General features: G+C 64.3%; 21 protein-coding genes and 1 riboswitch. Of the genes, 15 read left to right on the forward strand and 6 right to left on the reverse strand.

The genetic code is table 11. The features are described 5' to 3' along the window. Positions 1-518 precede the first annotated feature (518 nt). Positions 519-1,325 carry an SDR family NAD(P)-dependent oxidoreductase gene (locus C2U70_RS27510; protein WP_140981767.1) on the forward strand — a complete coding sequence of 269 codons (807 nt, stop codon included), beginning with the start codon at positions 519-521 and terminating at the stop codon, positions 1,323-1,325. Between the two features lie 100 nt (positions 1,326-1,425). Here the strand turns inward: C2U70_RS27510 and C2U70_RS27515 are convergent, their stop codons facing one another. Next, entirely contained in the window at positions 1,426-2,196 is a 771-nt protein-coding gene (locus C2U70_RS27515; RefSeq protein WP_140981768.1) for a hypothetical protein, read from the reverse strand. Between the two features lie 81 nt (positions 2,197-2,277). Beyond that, positions 2,278-3,822: a cation:proton antiporter gene (locus C2U70_RS27520; RefSeq protein ID WP_140981769.1), complete on the reverse strand. Its 1,545-nt coding sequence runs from the start codon at positions 3,820-3,822 to the stop codon at positions 2,278-2,280. Positions 3,823-3,927: 105 nt separating this feature from the next. On the opposite strand from C2U70_RS27520, the gene C2U70_RS27525 reads away from it, so the two are divergent. The 11 genes from C2U70_RS27525 (at position 3,928) to C2U70_RS27575 (ending at position 15,097) form a co-directional block, all read left to right on the forward strand. Further along, positions 3,928-4,689 carry a hypothetical protein gene (locus C2U70_RS27525; RefSeq protein ID WP_140981770.1) on the forward strand — a complete coding sequence of 254 codons (762 nt, stop codon included), beginning with the start codon at positions 3,928-3,930 and terminating at the stop codon, positions 4,687-4,689. Positions 4,690-4,921: 232 nt separating this feature from the next. Further along, positions 4,922-6,316, forward strand: coding sequence for a tetratricopeptide repeat protein (locus C2U70_RS27530; RefSeq protein WP_140981771.1), 1,395 nt, complete (start codon positions 4,922-4,924; stop codon positions 6,314-6,316). A gap of 307 nt (positions 6,317-6,623) precedes the next feature. Further along, positions 6,624-8,534: a propionyl-CoA synthetase gene (locus C2U70_RS27535; RefSeq protein WP_140981772.1), complete on the forward strand. Its 1,911-nt coding sequence runs from the start codon at positions 6,624-6,626 to the stop codon at positions 8,532-8,534. A gap of 112 nt (positions 8,535-8,646) precedes the next feature. After that, positions 8,647-8,916 (forward strand): hypothetical protein, encoded by a 270-nt coding sequence (locus C2U70_RS27540; protein ID WP_140981773.1) that lies wholly within the window; start codon positions 8,647-8,649, stop codon positions 8,914-8,916. An 18-nt stretch (positions 8,917-8,934) separates the two neighbouring features. Further along, on the forward strand, positions 8,935-9,141 hold the full coding sequence (locus C2U70_RS27545) for a DUF6494 family protein (RefSeq protein WP_140981774.1): 207 nt from the start codon (positions 8,935-8,937) through the stop codon (positions 9,139-9,141). 215 nt (positions 9,142-9,356) lie between these two features. Then, positions 9,357-9,461, forward strand: a riboswitch (guanidine-I (ykkC/yxkD leader). Between the two features lie 91 nt (positions 9,462-9,552). Continuing rightward, positions 9,553-10,623, forward strand: a complete 1,071-nt coding sequence (locus tag C2U70_RS27550) for a putative urea ABC transporter substrate-binding protein (protein ID WP_140981775.1) — start codon at positions 9,553-9,555, stop codon at positions 10,621-10,623. A 158-nt stretch (positions 10,624-10,781) separates the two neighbouring features. Continuing rightward, positions 10,782-11,606, forward strand: coding sequence for an ABC transporter permease (locus tag C2U70_RS27555; RefSeq protein ID WP_140981776.1), 825 nt, complete (start codon positions 10,782-10,784; stop codon positions 11,604-11,606). Then, the gene (locus tag C2U70_RS27560; protein WP_140981777.1) at positions 11,603-12,376 is read left to right on the forward strand and encodes an ABC transporter ATP-binding protein; all 774 of its coding nucleotides are present in this window, start codon (positions 11,603-11,605) and stop codon (positions 12,374-12,376) included. Before C2U70_RS27555 ends, C2U70_RS27560 begins: the two co-directional genes overlap by 4 nt. Positions 12,377-12,403: 27 nt before the next feature. Next, positions 12,404-13,612, forward strand: a complete 1,209-nt coding sequence (locus tag C2U70_RS27565; RefSeq protein ID WP_433960714.1) for an agmatinase family protein — start codon at positions 12,404-12,406, stop codon at positions 13,610-13,612. 92 nt (positions 13,613-13,704) lie between these two features. Beyond that, a complete protein-coding gene (locus C2U70_RS27570) occupies positions 13,705-14,148 on the forward strand; it encodes a hypothetical protein (RefSeq protein WP_186294512.1) in 444 nt (147 codons plus the stop codon). A 205-nt stretch (positions 14,149-14,353) separates the two neighbouring features. Next, entirely contained in the window at positions 14,354-15,097 is a 744-nt protein-coding gene (locus tag C2U70_RS27575; RefSeq protein ID WP_186294510.1) for an OmpW family outer membrane protein, read from the forward strand. 228 nt (positions 15,098-15,325) lie between these two features. Here the strand turns inward: C2U70_RS27575 and C2U70_RS27580 are convergent, their stop codons facing one another. Next, positions 15,326-16,021 (reverse strand): DUF1013 domain-containing protein, encoded by a 696-nt coding sequence (locus tag C2U70_RS27580; protein ID WP_186294511.1) that lies wholly within the window; start codon positions 16,019-16,021, stop codon positions 15,326-15,328. A gap of 247 nt (positions 16,022-16,268) precedes the next feature. Here C2U70_RS27580 and ispH point away from each other — a divergent pair, with 247 nt between their 5' ends. Genes ispH through rnhA form a run of 3 tightly spaced genes read left to right on the forward strand, consistent with a single transcriptional unit; the run spans position 16,269 to position 18,688 of the window. Beyond that, positions 16,269-17,237 carry a 4-hydroxy-3-methylbut-2-enyl diphosphate reductase gene (gene ispH, locus C2U70_RS27585; protein ID WP_140981781.1) on the forward strand — a complete coding sequence of 323 codons (969 nt, stop codon included), beginning with the start codon at positions 16,269-16,271 and terminating at the stop codon, positions 17,235-17,237. A 6-nt stretch (positions 17,238-17,243) separates the two neighbouring features. Then, positions 17,244-18,227: a homoserine kinase gene (locus tag C2U70_RS27590; RefSeq protein WP_140981782.1), complete on the forward strand. Its 984-nt coding sequence runs from the start codon at positions 17,244-17,246 to the stop codon at positions 18,225-18,227. Continuing rightward, entirely contained in the window at positions 18,224-18,688 is a 465-nt protein-coding gene (rnhA, locus tag C2U70_RS27595) for a ribonuclease HI (protein WP_140981783.1), read from the forward strand. The genes C2U70_RS27590 and rnhA overlap by 4 nt, the downstream gene beginning before the upstream one ends. A 140-nt stretch (positions 18,689-18,828) precedes the next feature. Here rnhA and C2U70_RS27605 read toward each other — a convergent pair whose 3' ends face one another. The 3 genes from C2U70_RS27605 to C2U70_RS27615 all read right to left on the reverse strand — a co-directional run. Then, on the reverse strand, positions 18,829-19,314 hold the full coding sequence (locus tag C2U70_RS27605; RefSeq protein WP_140981785.1) for a peroxiredoxin: 486 nt from the start codon (positions 19,312-19,314) through the stop codon (positions 18,829-18,831). A gap of 110 nt (positions 19,315-19,424) precedes the next feature. Next, complete coding sequence (locus C2U70_RS27610; RefSeq protein WP_433960715.1) at positions 19,425-19,970, reverse strand: DUF924 family protein; 546 nt, start codon at positions 19,968-19,970, stop codon at positions 19,425-19,427. Positions 19,971-19,995: 25 nt separating this feature from the next. Continuing rightward, positions 19,996-20,911, reverse strand: a 916-nt coding sequence (locus C2U70_RS27615) for an AMP-binding protein (RefSeq protein ID WP_140981787.1), incomplete at its 5' end; no start/stop codon positions are given.

Consider the following 20,911-nt stretch of genomic DNA (forward strand, 5'->3'; position numbering starts at 1 on the left):
TGCAGCAATGCGGGCATGGCTGCCTTTTGCCTGGGTCCGTCAACCCGGGGTTTGATGCTCCGAGTTGGGGGTAGAGGCGTCTAACCGGCGATCCAGTTAGTTCGGATAAGGACAATACGCAGGACTCGCCAATTGCAATTGGCGAGATAGGAGAATCCATGCCTAAGGCTTCGAAGGTGGCCTCAGCAAAGTCCGCTCGCAAAAGGAACCAAGCTACTAAGAGCAAGATCGTAGAGAATTCGTCGCTTCCGACATCCGGAAACGTCTCGGTGACGATCAACGTTTGGCCAAACCAGGCGCGTGGTGCGTCTGGCGAATTTTCCAATGTGTCTATCGCCTCTTGGTTTTGGAAGATGTCTTGCTATTGCTTGGGAAAGCTCTGGGCGATCTTTCGTCCGTGAGGCGGGGTTAAGGTGACCGTCCGTAGCCCGGATGGAGCGAAGCGCAATCCGGGGACGCCAACCCGGATTACGCTGCGCTCCATCCGGGCTACAATCCAACAACAATGGAGAAACGCGATGGATCGGCTCAAGGGCAAGGTTGCGATGGTGGTGGGCGCCGGCTCGATCGGCCCGGGCTGGGGCAACGGCAAGGCGACCGCGGTGACCTTTGCGCGCGAGGGCGCCAGCGTGTTTTGCGTCGACCGCAACGCGGCGGCGGCCGAGGAGACTGCAAAGATCATCAGCGGCGAGGGCGGCAAGGCCATTGCTTTCACTGCCGACGTTGCGCGGGCCGCCGACATCGAGGCGATGGTCGCGGCGTGCCTCAAGGCCCATGGCCGCATCGACGTGCTCGACAACAATGTCGGCATCGCCGAGATGGGCAGCGTGGTCGAGACCTCCGAGGAGAGCTGGGACCGCGTCTTCACCGTCAACCTCAAGAGCGCCTATCTCACGATGAAGCACGTCATTCCCGTCATGGTGAAGCAGGGCGGCGGCTCGATCATCAACATCTCCTCGATCGCCTCGATCCGCCATGTCGGCATTTCCTATGTCAGCTACAACGCCAGCAAGGCGGCGATGAACCAGATGACGCGCACGACCGCGATCGAGTTCGCCAGGAATCACGTGCGCGTCAACACGATCCTGCCCGGCCTGATGAAGACGCCGATGGTGGAGCATTCCGCAGGCCTGGCTGCGAGCTACGCCAAGGGCGACGTCGAAGAGATGTGGCGCAAGCGCGACGCCCAGGTGCCGATGGGCCACATGGGTGAAGCCTGGGACGTCGCCAACGCCGCGCTGTTCCTGGCGTCGGACGAGTCGAAATATGTGACTGGGATCGAGCTCGTGGTGGACGGCGGGATCACGTGCAAGGCGGGGGCGTAAGGGCCGCCTCACACTCCGCCGTCGTCCCGGATCTGCGCTTCGCTCTGGACAACGCTGCGCGTTGCCAAGAGCTACGCTTGTCCGGGACGACAGCGGAGGTCTACTGCGCCATTGCCAGAATCCCGCCGGCGAACCAGTGCCACGCGGCGGTCTCGCTGATCGGCCAGTTCAAGACCTTCACCGCGATCATTGCGAGCGTGCCGCAGATGTAGACCGGGTGCACGCGGCCCTCGACGCGCTTGTCCCTGACCATGGCGACGACGAGCAGCAGCGAAGCGACCACAGCGGGTGCGATCGTCACCGGCACCGGCGGCGGGCCGGGCGGTCCGGGAGGTGCGAGGAACACGATGAACCAGCGTGCGATGGCGGCGTCCAGGATCGAGACGGCTGCGAGCAGCAGCAGGCGCTTGTGAACCTCCGGCCGCCGCGTGTTGGCAATCGCGAGAATGAAAACGGCCGCGAAGAAGGCAATGCCGCTCATGGGCACGATCGCGAAGGATACGCCGGCATAGGCCTGGCCCAGCGCCGCCGAATGCGTCATCGAATGGACGGAGGCAAGGAAGCCAAAGATCGTCATCGCGGTTGCGATCGACACGCCGGCGATGCCCAGCGCGCGGTGATTGGCGACGCGGCCCGAGGCCGCAAGCCAGGTCTGGAAGACGAAATAGAGCGTCCAGGTGAAGAACAAAAGTCCGTGGAAATGGATCACCGGGCTTGCGGCAAGAGTCCGGTGAGCGAGCGGCAGCCAATAGGTCGGTGCGAAGCCGAGGAAAGCGGTGGCCGCGCAGGCCAGCGCCATGTGGAGATAAAATTGCCGTGCAGGCGACGCATCTCGCGCGCGGACACGACGGTCGTCAATCAACGTTGTCATCAGAGGTGAGTCTGGAGTGACGCTGCGAGGTTCAAGCAGGTTCATGCGCGCGGGCGGGCAGTGTGACCTGGCGCACGCTTGTCAGCCGCCCGCGCTCAATTCTGCGCGATCGAGCTCTTCCTCTATGCGATGGAAGGCGTCGTCGCCGATCACCTCGGTGGTGCGGAGATCGAAGATGGCCTTGCGGGCGGCGTCGATGGCGCGGCGGCGCAGGGGATCGGCGGGCAATTCGCCATTCGATATGCCGCCCTTGGGATCGTCGTCCACGCGCATCAGCACCGCATTATATTCCAGCCGCAGAATCTCCGCTTCCTCCGACGGGTCGTCGTCGATGGCGTCGAGCGCCGCGCGATAGGCGACGGCGCGGGCGCGCGCGACCTCGGTGCCGACGGGGTCGTCGTCCCTGAGGCCGAGGAGCAGGATCAGCGGCCGCAGCGTGAGGCCCTGGATGACCAGCGATCCCAGCACAACGGCGAAGGCCATGAACTGGATGAAGTCGCGATAGGGAAAATGCTCCGGCAGCGCGTAGGCGGTTGCGAGCGTCACGAGGCCGCGCATGCCGCACCAGGCGACGATGAGGCCGCCTTTCCCGGTCGAGACCACTTTGGGATCGGCGGGGTGGTAGATGCCTTTCGCAATCAGTACGCGCAATGTCGAGCCGTAGAACGTGACCCAGAGCAGCCGCACCAGGATCACCGTGAGCAGGATACACGCCGCCGCCGCGCAATACTCCCAGCGCACGGCCTCGTCGAGCCGCGTCCAGATCGGGCCGACCTGCAAGCCGATCAGGATGAAGGCGAGCACGTTGAGGACGAACACCATCGTCTCCCACACCGCGTAGGACGGCACGCGCAACCGCGCCGGCATGCGCGCCGGCGCCGCGCGGGCCATGGTGATGGCGTAGACCACGATCGTTAAAATGCCGGAGAGGCCAAAATGTTCGGCCGCGATCCAGACCATGAAGGTGGTGGCGAACTGCACGATGATCGCGCTCGGTGCCTCCGTGATCCGCATCAGGAAGAACGGGATCACGCGCGCCGCCGCATATCCCGCGACGACACTGCCGACCAGCGCGAGCACGATGGTCGGCGCGAACTCGCTCCATTTCAGATGCTCGGTCGCGATCGCGAGCACCGCGATGCGATAGATCAGCAGCGCGCTGGCGTCATTGAGCAGGCTTTCGCCCTCGAGGATTTTGACGATGCGATGGGGCAGCTTGACCTGGCTCAGGATCGCGACCGCGGCGGCCGCGTCCGGCGGCGCCACGATGGCGCCGAGCGCAACCGCCGCAGCCCACGGCATATCAGGGATCAGCCAGTGCGCCACGGCCGCGACGGCGACCGTGGTGAAGCCGACCGCGACGACGACCAGCGTCGAGACCGGGACCCAGTTGCGGCGCAGGTCGCGCAGCGAGGTGTCGAACGCCGCGTCGAGCAGGACAGGTGCGACGAAAAGTGCCAGCGCCAGGTCCGGCTCCAGCGTCCACGATGGGCTCGACGGCACGAAGGCGAGCAGGGCGCCGCCGATGGCGAGAAAAGTGGGGTAGGGAATCTTGATTCGCCGCGCCAGCGCCGATAAGGCAACGGCGCCGAGCAGGAGCCCGATGATCCATTCGAACGTCGACAAAGAGATATTCCCAGAACGCGCTTGCTGTGATGCGAATAGCCTAGCATCAATTCGGCTGTATGATGGTGGTCTCCGCGCGCTTTACAGGGAATTTGCGACTGCAACATGCGTCTGTCCGTCCTGATCCCGTTCGCCGGCGCAGTGTTCGCGCTGTCTGCGCAACTCCCGATCGCCCATGCCGCGACCGGCGGCGAGCCGGTCGCGACCGAGCAGGTCGACGTCGCGCCGTGTCTTGCCGCGGCGAGCGCCGACAATGATGACAAGGTCGACGCGCATTGTCCCGCCGTGATCGATAGCGAGAAGACGCCGAAGCCTGAGCGTCTCAAGGCGCTGATCGCCCGCGGCGATTATTATGTCCGGCGCGGAATGGTCGATCGGGCGATCGCCGATTACAGCCAGGCCCTGCTGCTCGAGCCGTCGGCCGACATCTACAATGCGCGCGGCGAATTGTGGCTGCGGACGTACGACCGGCCCAAGGCGGTGCAGGATTTTGGTGCGGCGCTGAAACTCAATCCGAACCACGAGAAGGCCAAGGCCAACCATAAGGCACTGGCGCAGGAGCTCGAGCGCATCGGCGCGCGGATGGCGATTGCCGGCAGGCCGAGCTTCAACTGCGCCCGTGCCAGGCGCGCAGTGGAGAAGGCGATCTGCGCCAGCCCCGACCTCGCCGATCTCGACAGCGATATCCAGGGCTCCTATGTCAGGGCGTTTCGCGAGGCCCGGAAGCCGAGCGACAAGAAGCTCATCCAGCGCGAGCAGGACGCCTATCTCGCCCGCCGCAACGCCGAATTCGGCCGCCCCGGCTACGATTTGAAGAAGGCGATGCTGGATCGGTTGCGGGAGATCAACGGCGTGGACGGGTATTAAGTTCTTCACCTCGTCCTTTCCACATCCGTCATGGCCGGGCTTGTCCCGGCCATCCACGACCTTTCTTGAGGCGCGAAGAACGTGGATGCCCGGGACATAGGCGAGCGGAAGCGACGCCGTCCTGCGGACGGCTATGCCCGGGCATGACGAGTCTGTGGGTGTCGCCACAATTTGAACCCGATCCAAAATCCCCGCGACAACGGAGAAAGCCGTTTGCCACGGAGTCTTGGCCATGTGCGGCCCGTCCCATCCCGCGCAATTCCCTTCATTCGCCAGCTTTTCGCGCCGCGCTCTCGCAGGGCTCACGCTCGGCTTTGCCCTCGCGGCAAGCTCCGCCATGGCCGGCGGCACGCCGGTCGATTGCGTGCTCGGAACCAAGGAGGCGCCGGACCGGCTGATCGCCGCCTGCACCACCATTATCGATCAATCCGCGAACTCCGCCGCCGATCGCTCGTCCGCGCTGGTCGTGCGCGCCGATGCCAATGCCCGCACCTCCGGCGGGCTTTCCGATGCCCTGAAGGACCTCGACCGCGCCATCGCGCTCGATGGCAAGAATGCAAAGGCTTTTCGCTTGCGTGGCGATCTCTTGCGCGAGGCCGGCGGCGATCTCAACCGCGCCGCGGCCGATCTCACCAAGGCGATCGAGCTCGACCCGCAGGATGCCGAAGCCTTTGGGCTGCGCGGCGTCGTCTACACCAACCAGCGCCGGCTCGACCGCGCGCTCGCCGATTACGACCAGGCGATCAAGCTGAAGCCGGACGACGCCCAGGCCTGGTCCGACCGCGGCACGACCTTCTATCTCGGCGGCAGCTACGAGAAGGCGATTGGGGATCTCGATGAGGCGCTGCGGCTCGATCCGAACCGGGCGCGCAGCTACACCAACCGCGGCGCGGCCTACAAGAAGCTCGGGCAGCTCGAGAAGGCCATTGCCGACGACAGCGAGGCGATCCGGCTCGATCCCAAGGTTGCCGAGTATTACGACAATCGCGGCCTGACCTATGCCGCGATGAAGGAGTACGACAAGGCGATCGCCGATTACGACCAGGCGATCCGCATGGAGCAGCGGCCGAATTTCTTGACCAATCGCGGCGATTCCTACCAGTTCAAGGGCGAGCTCGGTGCCGCCTTGAGCGACTACGATGCGGCACTCCGCCTCAACCCGAATTTCGCGCTGACCTACAACAACCGCGCCGTGCTCTACAAGAAGATGGGCGAGCGCAAGAAGGCGCTGGCTGATTACGAGACCGCGCTGCGGCTCGATCCCGGCAACGAGAATGCAGCCAACGGCCGCCGCATCATGATCGCGGAGATCGCAAAGTTCGGCGCCGAGCCGTCGCGTCCGCTGCAGGCGAATTCCGGCAACGGCCCGTCCTTCGATTGCGCGACGGCCAGGCGCGAGGTCGAGAAGATGATCTGCGCCGATCCGCAACTTGGCGTGCTCGACCGCCAGATCGCCGACACTTATGCGCGCGTGCTGAAGGGCGTGAGCGGCCGTTCCGCAAACGATTTGCGCAAGACCCAGCGCGATTTCCTCGCCACCCGCAACACCGCCTACGGCCGCCCCGGCTACGATTTGAAGAAGGCCATGCAGGAGCGCTTGCAGCGGCTGAGCGCGCTGGATGGGTAGAGCTCTTTCTTCACCTCGCCCCGCTTGCGGGGAGAGGTCGCGCCGAAGGCGCGGGTGAGGGGGAGCCTCGGCGAGTTCGTCTGTCACTGTGATTGGGGATGCAGCCCCTCACCCCAACCCTCTCAGCGCGAGCAAAGCCCGTCGCGGCCCCGTAAGAACGGGGAGAGGGAGAAGGGGGCTTGAACCGCGGCCCGTTCCCGGGAAAATACCGCCCAACAAGGCTGGGCAATTGATCCTGATCATGTGCCGGAATTCGTTCCGGTGGTCAGGTCAAGGCCAGTCAAGAAGATCAGGCGGGAGCGGTTTTATGAACGTCCAGGGAAAGAGTGCCTACCACGAAATTCATGCGCGCTCGCTGGCCGATCCGGAGGGTTTTTGGGCCGAAGCCGCCAGGGAGATCGACTGGATCGAGCCTGCCAAGAAGGTCTTCGATCCCACCCAGGGCACCTATGGCCGATGGTTCGCCGGTGCCGTCGTCAACACCTGCTACAACGCACTCGATCGCCATGTCGCAGGCGGACGCGCCGACCAGCTTGCGCTGATCCACGATTCCCCGCTCACCGGGTCCGTTACAAAACTCACCTATGCCGAGCTGTTGACGGAGGTGCAGGCGCTCGGCGCCATCATGCAGGAGTTCGGCGTCGCCAAGGGCGACCGTGTGCTTCTCTACATGCCGATGGTGCCGGAGGCGGTGGTTGCGATGCTCGCTTGCGCGCGCATCGGTGCCGTGCATTCGGTGGTGTTCGGCGGCTTCGCGGCGAAAGAGCTCGCCACCCGCATCGACGATGCGCAGCCAAAACTGATCCTGTCGGCGAGCTGCGGCATCGAGCCCGGCCGCATCGTGCACTACAAGCCGCTGCTCGACGAAGCCATCAATCTCTCGACGGCAAAGCCGAAGGCCTGCATTGTGCTGCAACGTCCGCAGCACATTTGCGCGCTCACGCCCGGCCGCGACTATGATTGGGCGAGCCTGCGGCGCAAGGCGCTCAACGAGGGCAAGAGCGCCGCATGCGTGCCGGTCGCCGCGACCGATCCGCTCTACATCCTCTATACCTCAGGCACGACCGGCATCCCCAAGGGCGTGGTGCGCGACAATGGCGGCCATCTCGTCGCGGTGAAATGGTCGATGTTCAATCTCTACGGCGTCAAGCCGGGTGAGGTGTGGTGGTGCGGCTCCGACATCGGCTGGGTGGTCGGCCACAGCTACATCGTCTATGGCCCGCTGCTGCATGGCGCGACCACGGTCATGTATGAGGGCAAGCCGGTCGGCACGCCCGATGCCGGCGCGTTCTGGCGCGTCATCAGCGAGCACAAGGCGGTCGCGCTGTTCACCGCGCCGACCGCGTTCCGTGCGATCCGCAAAGAGGACCCGGAGGGCAAATTCATCCGGCAATATGACCTGTCGAAGTTCCGCACCCTGTTCCTCGCCGGCGAGCGCGCCGATCCTCCGACGGTGGAGTGGGCAGAGCAGCAGTTGAAGGTGCCGGTCATCGACCATTGGTGGCAGACCGAAACAGGCTGGTGCATCGCCGGCAATCCGGTCGGGCTCGGCATGCTGCCGGTGAAGCACGGCTCGCCGACCGTGCCGATGCCGGGCTACCAGGTCGACGTCGTCGACGAAGCGGCAAAACCCGTGGGCGCCAACACCATGGGCTCGATCGTCATCAAGCTGCCGATGCCGCCGGGCTGCCTGCCGACGCTGTGGAATCAGGACGAGCGTTTCAAGGAAGCCTATCTCACCGAATTCCCCGGCTACTACAAAACCTCCGACGCCGGCTACAAGGACGAGGACGGCTATGTCTGGGTGATGGGCCGCACCGACGACATCATCAATGTCGCCGGTCACCGCCTCTCCACAGGCGGCATGGAGGAGATTCTCGCCTCGCACGCCGATGTCGCCGAATGCGCGGTGCTCGGCATCAAGGACGCCATCAAGGGCGAGGTGCCCTGCGGCTTCCTGGTGCTGAAGGCCGGCGTGAAGCGACCGCCCGCCGAGATCGAGAAGGAGATCATCGCGCTGGTGCGCGACAAGCTCGGCCCTGTCGCCGCCTTCAAGCTCGCGATCACCGTCGGCCGTCTGCCCAAGACGCGCTCTGGCAAAATCCTGCGTGGCACCATCAAGAAGATCGCCGACGGCGAGACGTGGACGATGCCCGCGACGATCGAAGACCCCAAGGTTCTGGAGGAGATCGGGGATGCGTTGAAGGGCAGGGTGTAATTTTTTGCTGTCATTCCGGGGCGATGCGAAGCATCGAACCCGGAATGACGGTGCAAGGGACTTACAATCTCCTCATTCCGCGCTAGAAGTGCCCGCAATTGAGGGACCCTGCATGCCATTTTCCGCCGTTCCGCGCATTCTCACCGCAGCCCTGCTCGCCCTCGTGCTCGCTGCCTGCGCCGCGCGTAACCAGAATCCGGTGGCTGTTGGCAATGACGACGACGATGCCGTCTGCCAGGGCCGCGGCTATCCGCAGGGCTCGCCCGAATACGTTGCCTGCCGCAAGGACCGCGACGTGCAGCGCAACGCAGCCACCGCCCGTTCCGACCGCCGCCAGCGCGATCTCGGCGAGTATATGCTAAACAATCCGGTGCGCCCGTAAGACTGCAAGGAGGCCGTCATGAACGAAGATCTGTTCAACACCAGCCTGCGCAAATTCCTGAAGCAGGTCGGCGTCACCTCACAGCGCGAGATCGAGAAGGCGGTGCGCGATGCGATCGCGGCCGGCAAAATCAAGGGGCACGAGAAGCTGAGAGCGAAGATGGTGCTGACCATCGACAGCGTCGGTCTCAGCCATGAGGTGGGCGAGGAGATCGAGCTGGGATAACGGCAGCTCGGCGTCGAGCAGCTCTGGAGGATGATGGACCCGCCGCGCTCGAACCAACATCGAGAGCCGAGGCTTGCGCCTCGTCGTCCTCCGTCAGCGCCCGCATACTTTGCCCGCGGGGCGTTCGGACTGCCAACCTTTTAGGCAGGTCCGGTTTCCCGTTCCTCTGAAGCACAAGCGCTTTTCTCTGGCACGGCGATTGCTACTATGGCTGCAGAGTTGGCAGCTAGGGTTCCGGTTTCCGCGAGGGAATGTCTGGTCCGAGAGTTGCCGCCAGGGGGTGAGCCCCTGGTGCACGGCGGGATAAAAGCCCGGGAGACCTCAGTGGCCGCGTTTGGCAGGCACTAGGTCGTCGTTTCCCAGTGCTCTCGATTGCCAGTCCGCGGTCATCAAACCGATGAGGGACTGGAAATGCGAACCCTGAAAAACCTGCTCATTGCCGTTGCTGCCACCGGCCTGCTGGCGACGTCCGCGACGTCGCCCGCGCTCGCCGAGAAGAAAAAAGAATTCAACATCGCCTGGACGATCTACGTCGGCTGGATGCCGTGGCCCTACGCTGCGGAAGCCGGCATCGTGAAGAAATGGGCCGACAAATACGGCATCAAGATCAACGTCACCCAGATCAACGACTACGTCGAATCGATCAACCAGTACACCGCCGGAAAATTCGACGGCGTCACCGTCACCAACATGGACGCGTTGACGATCCCCGCCGCCGGTGGCGTCGACACCACCGCCATCATCATGGGCGACTATTCGAACGGCAATGACGGTGTCGTGCTCAAGAAGGGCAAGACGCTCGCCGACATCAAGGGCCAAAAGATCAACCTCGTCGAGCTGTCGGTGTCGCACTATCTGCTCGCGCGCGGGCTCGGCACGGTGAAGCTCGCCGAGAAGGATATCAAGACCGTCAACACCTCGGATGCCGACATCGTCGCGGCCGCCAAGTCCAAGGACTCGACTGCGATCGTCACCTGGAATCCGCAGCTCCTCGAGGTCAAGGCGGAACCGGGCGCCACGCTGGTCTACGATTCCAGCAAGATCCCCGGCGAGATCGAGGACCTGCTCGTCGTCAGCACCACGACGCTGAAGGACAATCCCGATCTCGCCAAGGCGCTGGTGGGCATCTGGTACGAGACCATCGCGCTGATGAAGGACGGCGGCGAGAAGGGCAAGACCGCGCGCGAGGCGATGGCCAAGCTCTCGGGCACCGATCTTGCGGGCTTCGAGGCCCAGCTCAAGACCACCTATATGTACTACGAGCCGAAGGACGCCGTCGCCTTCATGACCGGTCCCGAGTTGCCGAAGATCATGGACACCGTGCGCGGCTTCTGCTTCGAGCACAATCTGCTCGGCGAGAACGTCAAGTCCAAGGATGCCGTCGGCATCGAGACGCCGGGCAAGACGCTGGGCTCGACCAAGAACGTCAAGCTCCGTTTCGACCCCAGCTACATGAAGCTCGCGGCGGACGGGAAGCTGTAGCCTCGACGGAACGAGATGGGATGCCGGAGTTGCGCTGCCTCGTTCCGCATGCGGGGCGAGGTAGTGTCGCGGCCGGCCCGTCGATCCGATATGGCCAGGCTGCAGTCGCTTGAACCGATACCCAGCGCGACTCGTTTGTCCGGAGTGGAGGCTTCCTGATGCCACGTGCCATGAACGTCGTGCCCTCACGGGGCAGCCGGATCATTCTGGCATTGCTGCCGTTCCTGCTGATCGCGCTTGTCTACGTGATCGGCTCGGCGGAGCGGCGTGCCGCCAATCCGGACGACAAGCTGCTGCCGCCGGTTTCGGAGATGGTCGCGACGACCAAGCGGCTCGCCGCCGAGCCCGACCGGCGCTCCGGCGAATACGTGCTGTGGGCCGACACTGCGGCGAGCCTCCAGCGCCTGGCGCTCGGGCTCGGCATCTCCGCGCTCGTCGGGCTGGTGCTGGGGCTTGCGATCGGCCTGTTGCCGGTTGCGGGTGCGAGTTTCGGCACGCTGGTCGCCGTGCTCTCGATGATTCCACCCATGGCCGTGCTGCCGATCCTCTTCATCGTGTTCGGCCTCGGCGAATTGTCGAAGGTGGTGCTCATCATCATCGGCGTCACGCCGATGCTGGTCCGCGATCTCTCGCTCGAGGTCGGGAGCATGCCACGGGAGCAGCTCATCAAGGCGCAGACGCTCGGCGGTTCGACCTGGCAGGTCGCCATTCGGGTGGCGCTGCCGCAGATCATGCCGCGCCTGATCAAGTGCATGCGGCTGATGATCGGCCCAGCCTTCCTGTTCCTGATCTCGGCGGAAGCGATCGCCGCCGATGTCGGCCTCGGCTACCGCATCTTCCTGGTCCGCCGCTATCTGTCGATGGACGTGATCCTGCCTTACGTCGCCTGGATCACCCTGCTTGCCTATCTCTTCGATCTCGCTCTGGTCTTCATCGGCCGCCGCGCCTTTCCCTGGGCCTATGAGCAGGAGGCGCGCCGATGAGCACGCTCTCCTTCAGGAACATCTGGGTCGAATATGGCGACCAGATCGTGCTGGAACGCATCAATCTCGAGATCGCCTCTGGCACGTTCCTGTCCATCGTCGGGCCGTCGGGCGCCGGCAAGAGCACCTTCCTGCGCCTGATCCTCGGACAGGAGAAGCCGTCGCAGGGCACGGTCCTGCTTGACGGCAAGCCGTTTCCCGCCGAGCCCGGGCCCGACCGCGGCATCGTGTTCCAGCGCTACTCGGTGTTTCCGCATCTCACCGTGCTCGGCAACGTGCTGCTGGGTTACGAATTCGCCGAACGTCGGCTCACCGCGCGGCTGCTCGGCGAGCCTCGACGCAAGGCGGTCGAGCAGAGCCTCGCATTGATCGAGGCGGTCGGCCTCGGCCCGCACCGCGACAAATATCCGAGCGCGCTGTCCGGCGGCATGCAGCAGCGGCTCGCGATCGCGCAGGCGCTCGCCAAGCGACCGCGCGTGCTGCTGCTCGACGAGCCGTTCGGCGCGCTCGATCCCGGCACGCGCGCGCAGATGCATGCGCTGATCAAGCCGTTGTGGCGCGACCTGAAGATGACCATCGTCATGGTCACCCACGACATCAAGGAGGCCTTCGGGCTCGCGACGCGCCTGATTGCGCTGGACCGCGTCCGCCGCGATCCGCAGGCACCCGAGCGCTTCGGCGCCAGGATCACCTACGACCTCGACCTCACCCGCGATGGCGCGGTGCCCGTGCTGGGCTTCATCAGGGCCGAGGCGGAAGCCCGTTCATAGACGAAACGACGAAAGGGAGTACCATCCATGTTGTCCGACATCCGCATGCGCCGCGCGCGCCGCGCCGGCTCTTTGGCCGCGCCCCGGCAAGCGCGCCGGCATCATCCCGACTTCGACAAGATGGCGACCCAGGGCTGGCAGTCGCTGGAGGCCGAAGGCAGGCTGCCGAGTGCCGGCTGGCGCAAGGAGCGGCAATGGGCGCTCGACATGGGCCTGCCGGGCGCCGACAGCCTGACCGACCGCGACATCCCGACCTTCGCGCGCGGTGAGCTGCCGCATTTTGCCGGGATCAACACTTTCATGAAGGCACCCTATGTCGAGAACGTGCGTGACGTCGCCAAATACGACGCCGCCGTGATCGGCATTCCCTTCGATTCCGGCACCACCTATCGTCCGGGCACCCGCTTCGGGCCGCAGGGCATCCGCCGCATCTCGGCGCTCTACACGCCCTATAATTACGAGCTCGGCGTCGACCTGCGCGAGCAGATGACGCTGTGCGACGCTGGCGACGTCTTCACCATTCCGGCCAATCTCGAAAAGAGTTTTGACCAGATCTCGCGCGGTGTCGCGCATGTGTTCTCGTCGGGCGCGCTGCCGATCATGCTCGGCGGCGACCATTCGATCGGCTTCCCCTGCGTGCGCGGCATCGCGCAATGCACCGACAAGCGGATCGGTATCATCCATTTTGACCGCCACATCGATATCCAGGAGAAGGATCTCGACGAGCGTATGCACACCACGCCCTGGTACTGGGCGACCAACCTGCCGAACGTCAAGCCGACCAACCTCGTGCAGCTCGGCATCGGCGGCTGGCAGGTGCCGCGCGAGGGCGTCGAGGTCGCGCGCAAGCGCAACACCAACGTCCTCACCATTGCCGATATCGAGAGGATCGGGCTGGAGAAGACCGCCGAGATCGCGCTGGAGCTGGCATGGAAGGACGCCGACGCGGTCTACATCTCGTTCGACGTCGATTCCATCGACTGCGGCTTCGTCCCGGGGACCGGCTGGCCGGAGCCGGGCGGCTTTCTGCCGCGCGAGGCCCTGAAGATTCTCGGCCTCGTCGCCGCCGAGGGCCTCTGCGGTCTCGAAGTGGTCGAGGTGTCGCCGCCCTACGACACCTCCGACATCACCGCGCTGATCGGCGTGCGTGTCGTGGTGGAGGCGCTGGGCTCCATGGTCGCCCATGGCAAGCTTGGCAGCCACAAGAGGATCATCAACAAGCCGGTCGCGTATTGAGGTCCGCCATGCATCGCCATCATCATCACGGGCATCATCATCACGGCCATGGTCATGATCATGACCACGCGCACGATCATGACCACGACCATCTGCCGCACGGCCCCGGCCACAACCATTCGCATGCCCGCGCGCCGGCGCAATGGCAGACGCCGCATCAGCCCGACGGCACGAAGAGCGGCGCCGCCGCACCGGAGCCCGACCTCGACAAGGTCGAGGCCGCCTTCGTCGACGGCTTTCTGCAAGCCCCCGATCCCACCAGCTTCCTGCGCCTTGCCCGTATTCCCTTCGAGATCGCGGCCGCCGACACAAATCTCAAGCTGCTGCGCGTCGAGATCGACGCGCTCACCGATGTCGGCAGCCTGACCCCGCATCTTGGTGGCGGTGCCTTCCGCTACGACCCGCTGCCGTCCAATTTCGTCTCAAGGCGCCGCCGATTGCGCTTCGTCTATTTCGACGGCAGCAATCTGTGTCCGCTGACCTACGCCGCGCTGCGCGAGCTGGAGGCCCCGGCCAGTCCGTCCTCGCTGCGATGAGCGACCGCCGGCGCGCGGCATGCCCGGCGGAAGTTTAGTGCGCGACTGGCTCGCATTGTCTTCTGCCGTGACGCGTTTGCAACGCCGCAATCGAATTGCGGCGTGAGATGCCCGATTTGACCGGCGTCAAATACTTTGCCGTCCCCTTTCTGCTGTGACGGTACATGTCACGCAACGAAGCGTCGGCATGGCTATGGGGATTTCAATGCAAAGAATAAAATGGACGATGGCGTCGCTGGCCTTCGCGGCGGCGCTGGGCGGGGCTTTCACGACGGCACAAGCCGCCGATCTGCCGGTGTATCGCAAGGCGCCGCCGCCGGTGGAGGCGTTCAATCCCTGGATGATCCGCCTGCGCGCGCTCGGCGTGCTCCCGGATGCCGGCGGCAGCACCGTCAATGTCGCGGGCGTTCCTTCGCTGTCGTCGCCGAATTCCGGCCTGTCGATCAGCAATCAGGTCGTGCCCGAGCTCGACATCAGCTATTTCTTCACCAGGAACATCGCGGCCGAACTGATCCTCGGCGTGACCCGGCACTCGATCAGCGGCACCGGCTCGCTTGCCAGCCTTCCGATCGGCAAGACCACGCTGCTGCCGCCGACGTTGACACTGCAGTATCACTTCACCGACCTTGGCGCTTTCAAGCCCTATGTCGGCGCGGGCATCAACTACACAGTGTTCTTCAACAATTCGGCGGCGAACACGCCAGCTGCGATCGTCGGGCCACCCGCGATCGTGGCGACCACCACCAATCTGAGCGTCAGCAACGCCTTTGGCGGCGCCGTGCAATTCGGCTTCGACTACATGCTCGACAGGCACTGGGGCCTCAACGTCGACGTGAAGAAGCTGTGGCTGCGGCCGAACTACACCGCAACGGTCAGTGGCCTGCCGGTGACCGGCACTGCCCATATCGACCCATGGCTGGTCGGCGCCGGTGTTACCTACAAGTTCTGACACCGGTGATTTTGGGGAGGCAGAACGCCTCCCCAATGTCGTTCCGGACAAGCCGCGCAGCGCGGCGCAGATCCAGGACCCGTTACCCCGTATCGTAGGGGATCATGTTGCAAACGCTTGCCGTGCCAACATGCAGTCGGGGTAAAGGGCTTTCGCGAGGACGACATCGAACAAAAAACGCGGCAGGTTGCCCTGCCGCGTTTGAACCGATTTGAGAGGGAGCGAAGATTACTCCTCGTCGTCCTGCTTCTTGCCGCCGAGCGTCTTGAGCTTGGCGAACACGGCGTCGACGTTGAGGTCGTCGCTCGACTTTTCCGCACCCTCGTATTCCGGCTCCTTCTTGGTGGTCTCGGAGGCCGGCAGCAGCGTGGCGCCGCCATAGGCGGCGTCGATCGGCTTCTCCTTGGCGGCGCGCGCCACCTCGAAGTCGAGCTCGATCTGCGAGCAGAGCCCGAGGGTGACGGGGTCGATCGGGGTCAGCGAGGACGTGTTCCAGTGGGTGCGGTCGCGGACGCTGGCAATGGTGCTCTTGGTGGTTCCGACCAGGCGCATGATCTGGGCGTCCTTAAGCTCCGCATGGTTGCGCAGCAGCCAGAGGATGGCGCTGGGGCGCTCATGGCGGCGGGACACCGGGGTGTAGCGCGGCCCCTTGCGCTTGGGCTGGGGCGGCAGCACCACCTTGCTCTCCTGGAGGCGGAGCCGGTAATCCTGGTTCTTCTCGCCCTTTTCGATCTCCTCACGGGTCAACTGGCCGTTGGAAATGGGGTCCATGCCCTTGATGCCCTGGGCGGCGTCGCCATCGGCGATGGCGCGCACCTCCAGCGGGTGCATCTTGGTGAAATCGGCGACCTGGTCGAAGGTCAGCGCCGTGTTATCGAGCAGCCAGACGGCGGTCGCCTTGGGCATCAGAGGTGCGTTGCTCATGGCAAATCTCCTTTGTGCTTCGCCCACCTCTTTGGAGGCGAAACCGGTGGTCATCAGCGATGACGGGAATTCACGCTATATAAGCCCTGGGGGGCCCCGGGTGCAATGGTTCTGCTATAGTGCCTTGACAGCGCCCGAAAGGGGGCCCAAGTCCTACAAAAGTCCTGTTAAATACCGTAAGTCGTAGTCCCATACCGACCGTTCCCGGCCTGTTGGCCCAGGGGTGATTCGGTCCCGAGATCGCTTCATGTCAGCCAAACCAGACCTTAGAATCGTGCTTTGTTCTCCCCGTGGCTTCTGTGCGGGGGTCGTGCGGGCCATCGATACCGTGGAACGTGCCCTCACCATCTATGGGGCCCCGGTCTATGTCCGCCACGAGATCGTGCACAACAAATACGTCGTGGATGGGCTGAAGAAGAAGGGCGCGATCTTCGTCGAGGAGTTGGCTGAAATCCCGGAAAATACCACCGCGCCGGTGGTGTTCTCGGCCCATGGCGTGCCGAAATCAGTTCCGGCCGACGCCCAGTCCCGCAACCTGTTTTCGCTGGATGCGACCTGTCCGCTGGTCACCAAAGTGCACCGCGAGGCCGCCATCCACTTCAAGCGTGGCCGCGAGATCTTCTTGATCGGCCACTCCCATCACCCCGAGGTGGTCGGCACCCTCGGCCAGTTGCCGGTCGGCGCCGTGACCCTGATCGAGACCGCCGAGGACGCCAAGACCGTGGCGCCGAAGGATCCCAACAACCTCGCCTTCGTGACCCAGACCACGCTGTCGATCGACGACACCGCGGAGATCGTTGCGCTTCTGAAGGAGCGCTTCCCGAACATCAACGGGCCGCACAAGGAAGACATCTGCTACGCCACCACCAACCGCCAGCTTGCGGTGAAGAAGGTGGCGCCGGTGGTCGACGCGCTCATTGTTGTCGGTGCTCCCAATTCGTCGAACTCGCAGCGCCTGCGCGAGGTTGCCGAGCGCGAGGGCTGCAAGGTCGCGGTGCTGGCGCAGCGCGCCGCCGAGATCGACTGGGAGCGGTTCGCCAATATCAAGAGCCTCGGTATCACCGCGGGCGCGTCTGCGCCGGAGGTGATCGTGGAGGAGATCATGGACGCCTTCGCCGAGCGCTTCACGCTGCATGTGGAGACGGTCTCGGCCGCGGAGGAGAACGAGTTCTTCCCGCTGCCGCGCTCGCTGCGCCCCGAAGCCGCCGCCGAGTAGTCGTTTATGGCGGTCTATACCGACGTCGCCGCCGACGACCTCGCGGAATTCCTGACCCAGTACGATCTCGGCGATCTCCTGTCCTACAAGGGCATCGCCGAGGGCGTGGAGAATTCGAACTTCCTGCTGCACACCAGCAAGGGGTCGTACATCCTCACGCTCTATGAGAAGCGGGTGGCGAAGAACGATTTGCCGTTCTTCCTCGGGCTGATGACGCATCTCGCCGAGCACGGCATCAACTGCCCGCTGCCCGTGAAGGGCAAGGACGGCGAGGCGCTGCGCGAGCTCGCGGAGCGGCCGGCTGTCATCATCACCTTCCTCGAAGGCGTCTGGCCGCGCAAACCGAACGCCACGCATTGTGCCGGCGTCGGCCAGGCGCTGGCGAAGATGCATCTGGCCGGGCGCAACTTTGCGATCCGGCGGCCGAACGCGCTCTCCGTCTCCGGCTGGCGTCCGCTGTTCGATGCGGCGAGCACACGCGCCGACGAGGTGCAGCCGGGCTTGCGCGGGTTTCTCTCAACCGAGCTCGACTATCTCGAGAGCGGCGTCTGGCCAACGAGCCTGCCTGAGGGCGTGATCCACGCCGATCTCTTCAACGACAACGTCTTCTTCCTCGGCGACCAGCTCTCCGGCCTGATCGACTTCACCTTCGCCTGCAACGACATGTTCGCCTATGACGTCGCGATCTGCCTCAACGCCTGGTGCTTTGAGCGTGACGATTCCTTCAACGTCACCAAGGCGCGCGCCTTCCTCAACGCCTATGGCCGCGAGCGCAAGCTGACGGAGGCGGAAGAGGCGGCGCTGCCACTCCTGGCGCGGGGGGCGGCGATCCGCTTCCTGCTGACGCGGCTCGTCGACTGGCTCAACGTGCCGCCCGGGGCATTGGTGCGGCCGAAGGATCCACTGGAATATGTCCGCAAGTTGCGCTTCCACCAGAGCGTGACGAGCGTGCGCGACTACGGGCTGATGCCGTCAGGACTGGTCGCGTGAGCGAGCGTCCCGTCGTCACGATCTATACCGACGGTGCCTGCTCGGGAAATCCCGGGCCCGGCGGCTGGGGCGCGATCCTGAAATTCGGCGACAAGGAGAAGGAGCTGAACGGCGGCGAGCGCCATACCACCAACAACCAAATGGAGTTGATGGCGGCGATCTCGGCGCTGGAAGCGCTGAAAAAGCCCTGCACGGTCGATCTCTACACCGACAGCCAGTATGTGCGGCAGGGCATCACCGGCTGGATCCACGGCTGGAAGCGCAACGGCTGGCGCACCGCCGACAAGAAGCCGGTCAAGAACGTCGAGCTATGGCAGCGCCTCGATGCCGCGCTGAAAGCGCATGAAGTCCGCTGGCACTGGGTCAAGGGCCACGCCGGCCATCCCGAAAACGAACGCGCGGATCAATTGGCGCGCGACGGGGTTGCGATGGCGCGGATGCAGACGCGGGTGAACGAGTAGGTAAGGCGCGCTGGTCCCTCCACTCGTCATGGCCGGGCTCGACCCGGCCATCCACGACTTACTGCGCTTCACCAAGAACGTGGATGCCCGGGACAAGCCCGGGCATGACGCGGTTGTCGGCTTTGCGGTGACGCGAAAGCTCAGAGCTGCCCGAGCAGCGTATCGCCGCCGGAGACTTCGACCTTGCCGGGCATGGCTTCGAGGTTGAGCTTCTTCACCACGCCGTTCTCGATCAGCATCGAGTAGCGCTTGGAGCGGATGCCGAGGCCGTTGCCGGAGGCGTCGAGCTCCATGCCGATCGCCTTGGTGAAGTCGGCATTGCCGTCGGCGAGGAAGATCGCCTCGTCGCGCTGGTCGGTGTCGCGCTTCCAGGCGTTCATCACGAAGGCGTCGTTGACCGAGACGATCGCGATCGTGTTCACGCCCTTGTCCTTCATGGCGTAGGCGTTGAGGAAGATGCTCGGCAGGTGCATCTTGTGGCAGGTGCCGGTGTAGGCGCCGGGCACCGCGAACAGCGCAACCTTCTTGCCGCCAAAGATGTCCTCGGTCGATTTGACCTGCACGCCATCGGCCGTCATCACGCGGAATTTCGCATCGGGCAGCTTGTCGCCAACTTGGATCGCCATCGTACTCTCTCCCAAAAATTCGGTTCCGCTTTGTAGACCGGGCGGCGGGCCTGCACAATATTGCCGATGCCCAAAGCGCAAGCGGCTGGCCGCCCTTCACCGTGATGTCATCACCCGGTAAAGCCGCCCTTGTCGAGGAAATCCTGCTCCTCGGCGGTCATGGCGCGGCCGAGCACGGGGTTGCGGTGAGGGAAGCGGCCGAACCGGCGGATGATGTCGGCATGCTCCTCGGCGTATTTCAGATTCTCGGTGCTGTCGATCGCCCGGAACAGCGCCACGCAGTGCAGTTGGTCGCCGAGATGCTCCGAATGCATGAAGGGCAGATAGAGGAATTCGCGCAAGGTCGGATCGATCCGTGTGTCGACCCCGCGGCCGATCGCGCGATGCGCCACCTCGCGCGCCAGCGCATCGGTCGAGAACGTGCGGGGGTCGCCGCGAAACATGTTGCGGGGAAACTGGTCGAGCACGATGACGAGCGCGAGTGCGCCGTCGTCGCTGTCTTCCCACGAGGACAGCTCGCCTGCGGCAGCCCTGCGCCACAGGTCCCGATAGCGCTCGCGGATTTCGGTATCGAAGGCGTCGTCGCGCGTGTACCAACGCTCGCTGCCGGCCTCTCGCCAGAAGGCGAGGATGCCGGCAGGCGTTGCGTCACTCATGCTGGACACAACAGGCGCAGGCCGCTTACGCCGCTTGAGCCTTCTTCTCGTCGCGCAGCTCGCGGCGCAGGATCTTGCCGACATTGGTCTTCGGCAGATCGGTCCTGAACTCGATGTGCTTGGGCACCTTGTAGCCGGTGAGCTGCTCGTGACAGAACTTGATGACGTCCTCGGCCGTGAGGTTCGGATCCTTCTTGACCACGAACGCCTTGACCGCCTCGCCCGACTTGGAATCGGGAATGCCGATCACGGCGCATTCGAGCACGCCCGGATGGCTCGCGATCACTTCCTCGACCTCGTTCGGATAGACGTTGAAGCCGGAGACCAGGATCATGTCCTTCTTGCGATCGACGATCTTGGTGTAGCCTTTCTCGTCCATCACGCCGATGTCGCCGGTGCGGAAATAGCCGTCCGCCGTCATCACCTTCGCGGTCTCGTCCGGACGGTTCCAGTAGCCGGACATGACCTGCGGGCCCTTGGCGCAAATCTCGCCGGATTGTCCGAGCGGCACTTCGTTGCCGTCGTCGTCGCGGATCGAAATATCGGTCGACGGCACCGGCAGACCGATCGTGCCCGAGAACTGCTCGATGTCGGCCCGGTTGCAGGTCAGCGTCGGCGAGGTCTCCGACAGGCCATAGCCTTCCGACAAGGTGCAGCCGGTGACCTTCAGCCATTTCTCGGCGACCGGCTTCTGGGTGGCCATGCCGCCGCCATTGCTGATCTTCAGCTTCGAGAAGTCGAGCTTGTCGAAGCCGGGTGTGTTGAGGAGGCCGTTGTAGAGCGTGTTGACGGCAGGGAAGAAGCTCACCTGGTACTTCTGCAGTTCCTTGACGAAGCCTGCCATGTCGCGCGGATTCGGGATCAGGAGATTGGTGCCGCCGGAACGGACGCCCAAGAGGTAGCACGCCGTCAATGCGAAGATGTGATAGAGCGGCAGCGCG

The organism is Bradyrhizobium guangdongense (genome assembly GCF_006483445.1).
GTDB classification, from domain to species: Bacteria; Pseudomonadota; Alphaproteobacteria; order Rhizobiales; family Xanthobacteraceae; genus Bradyrhizobium; species Bradyrhizobium guangdongense_A.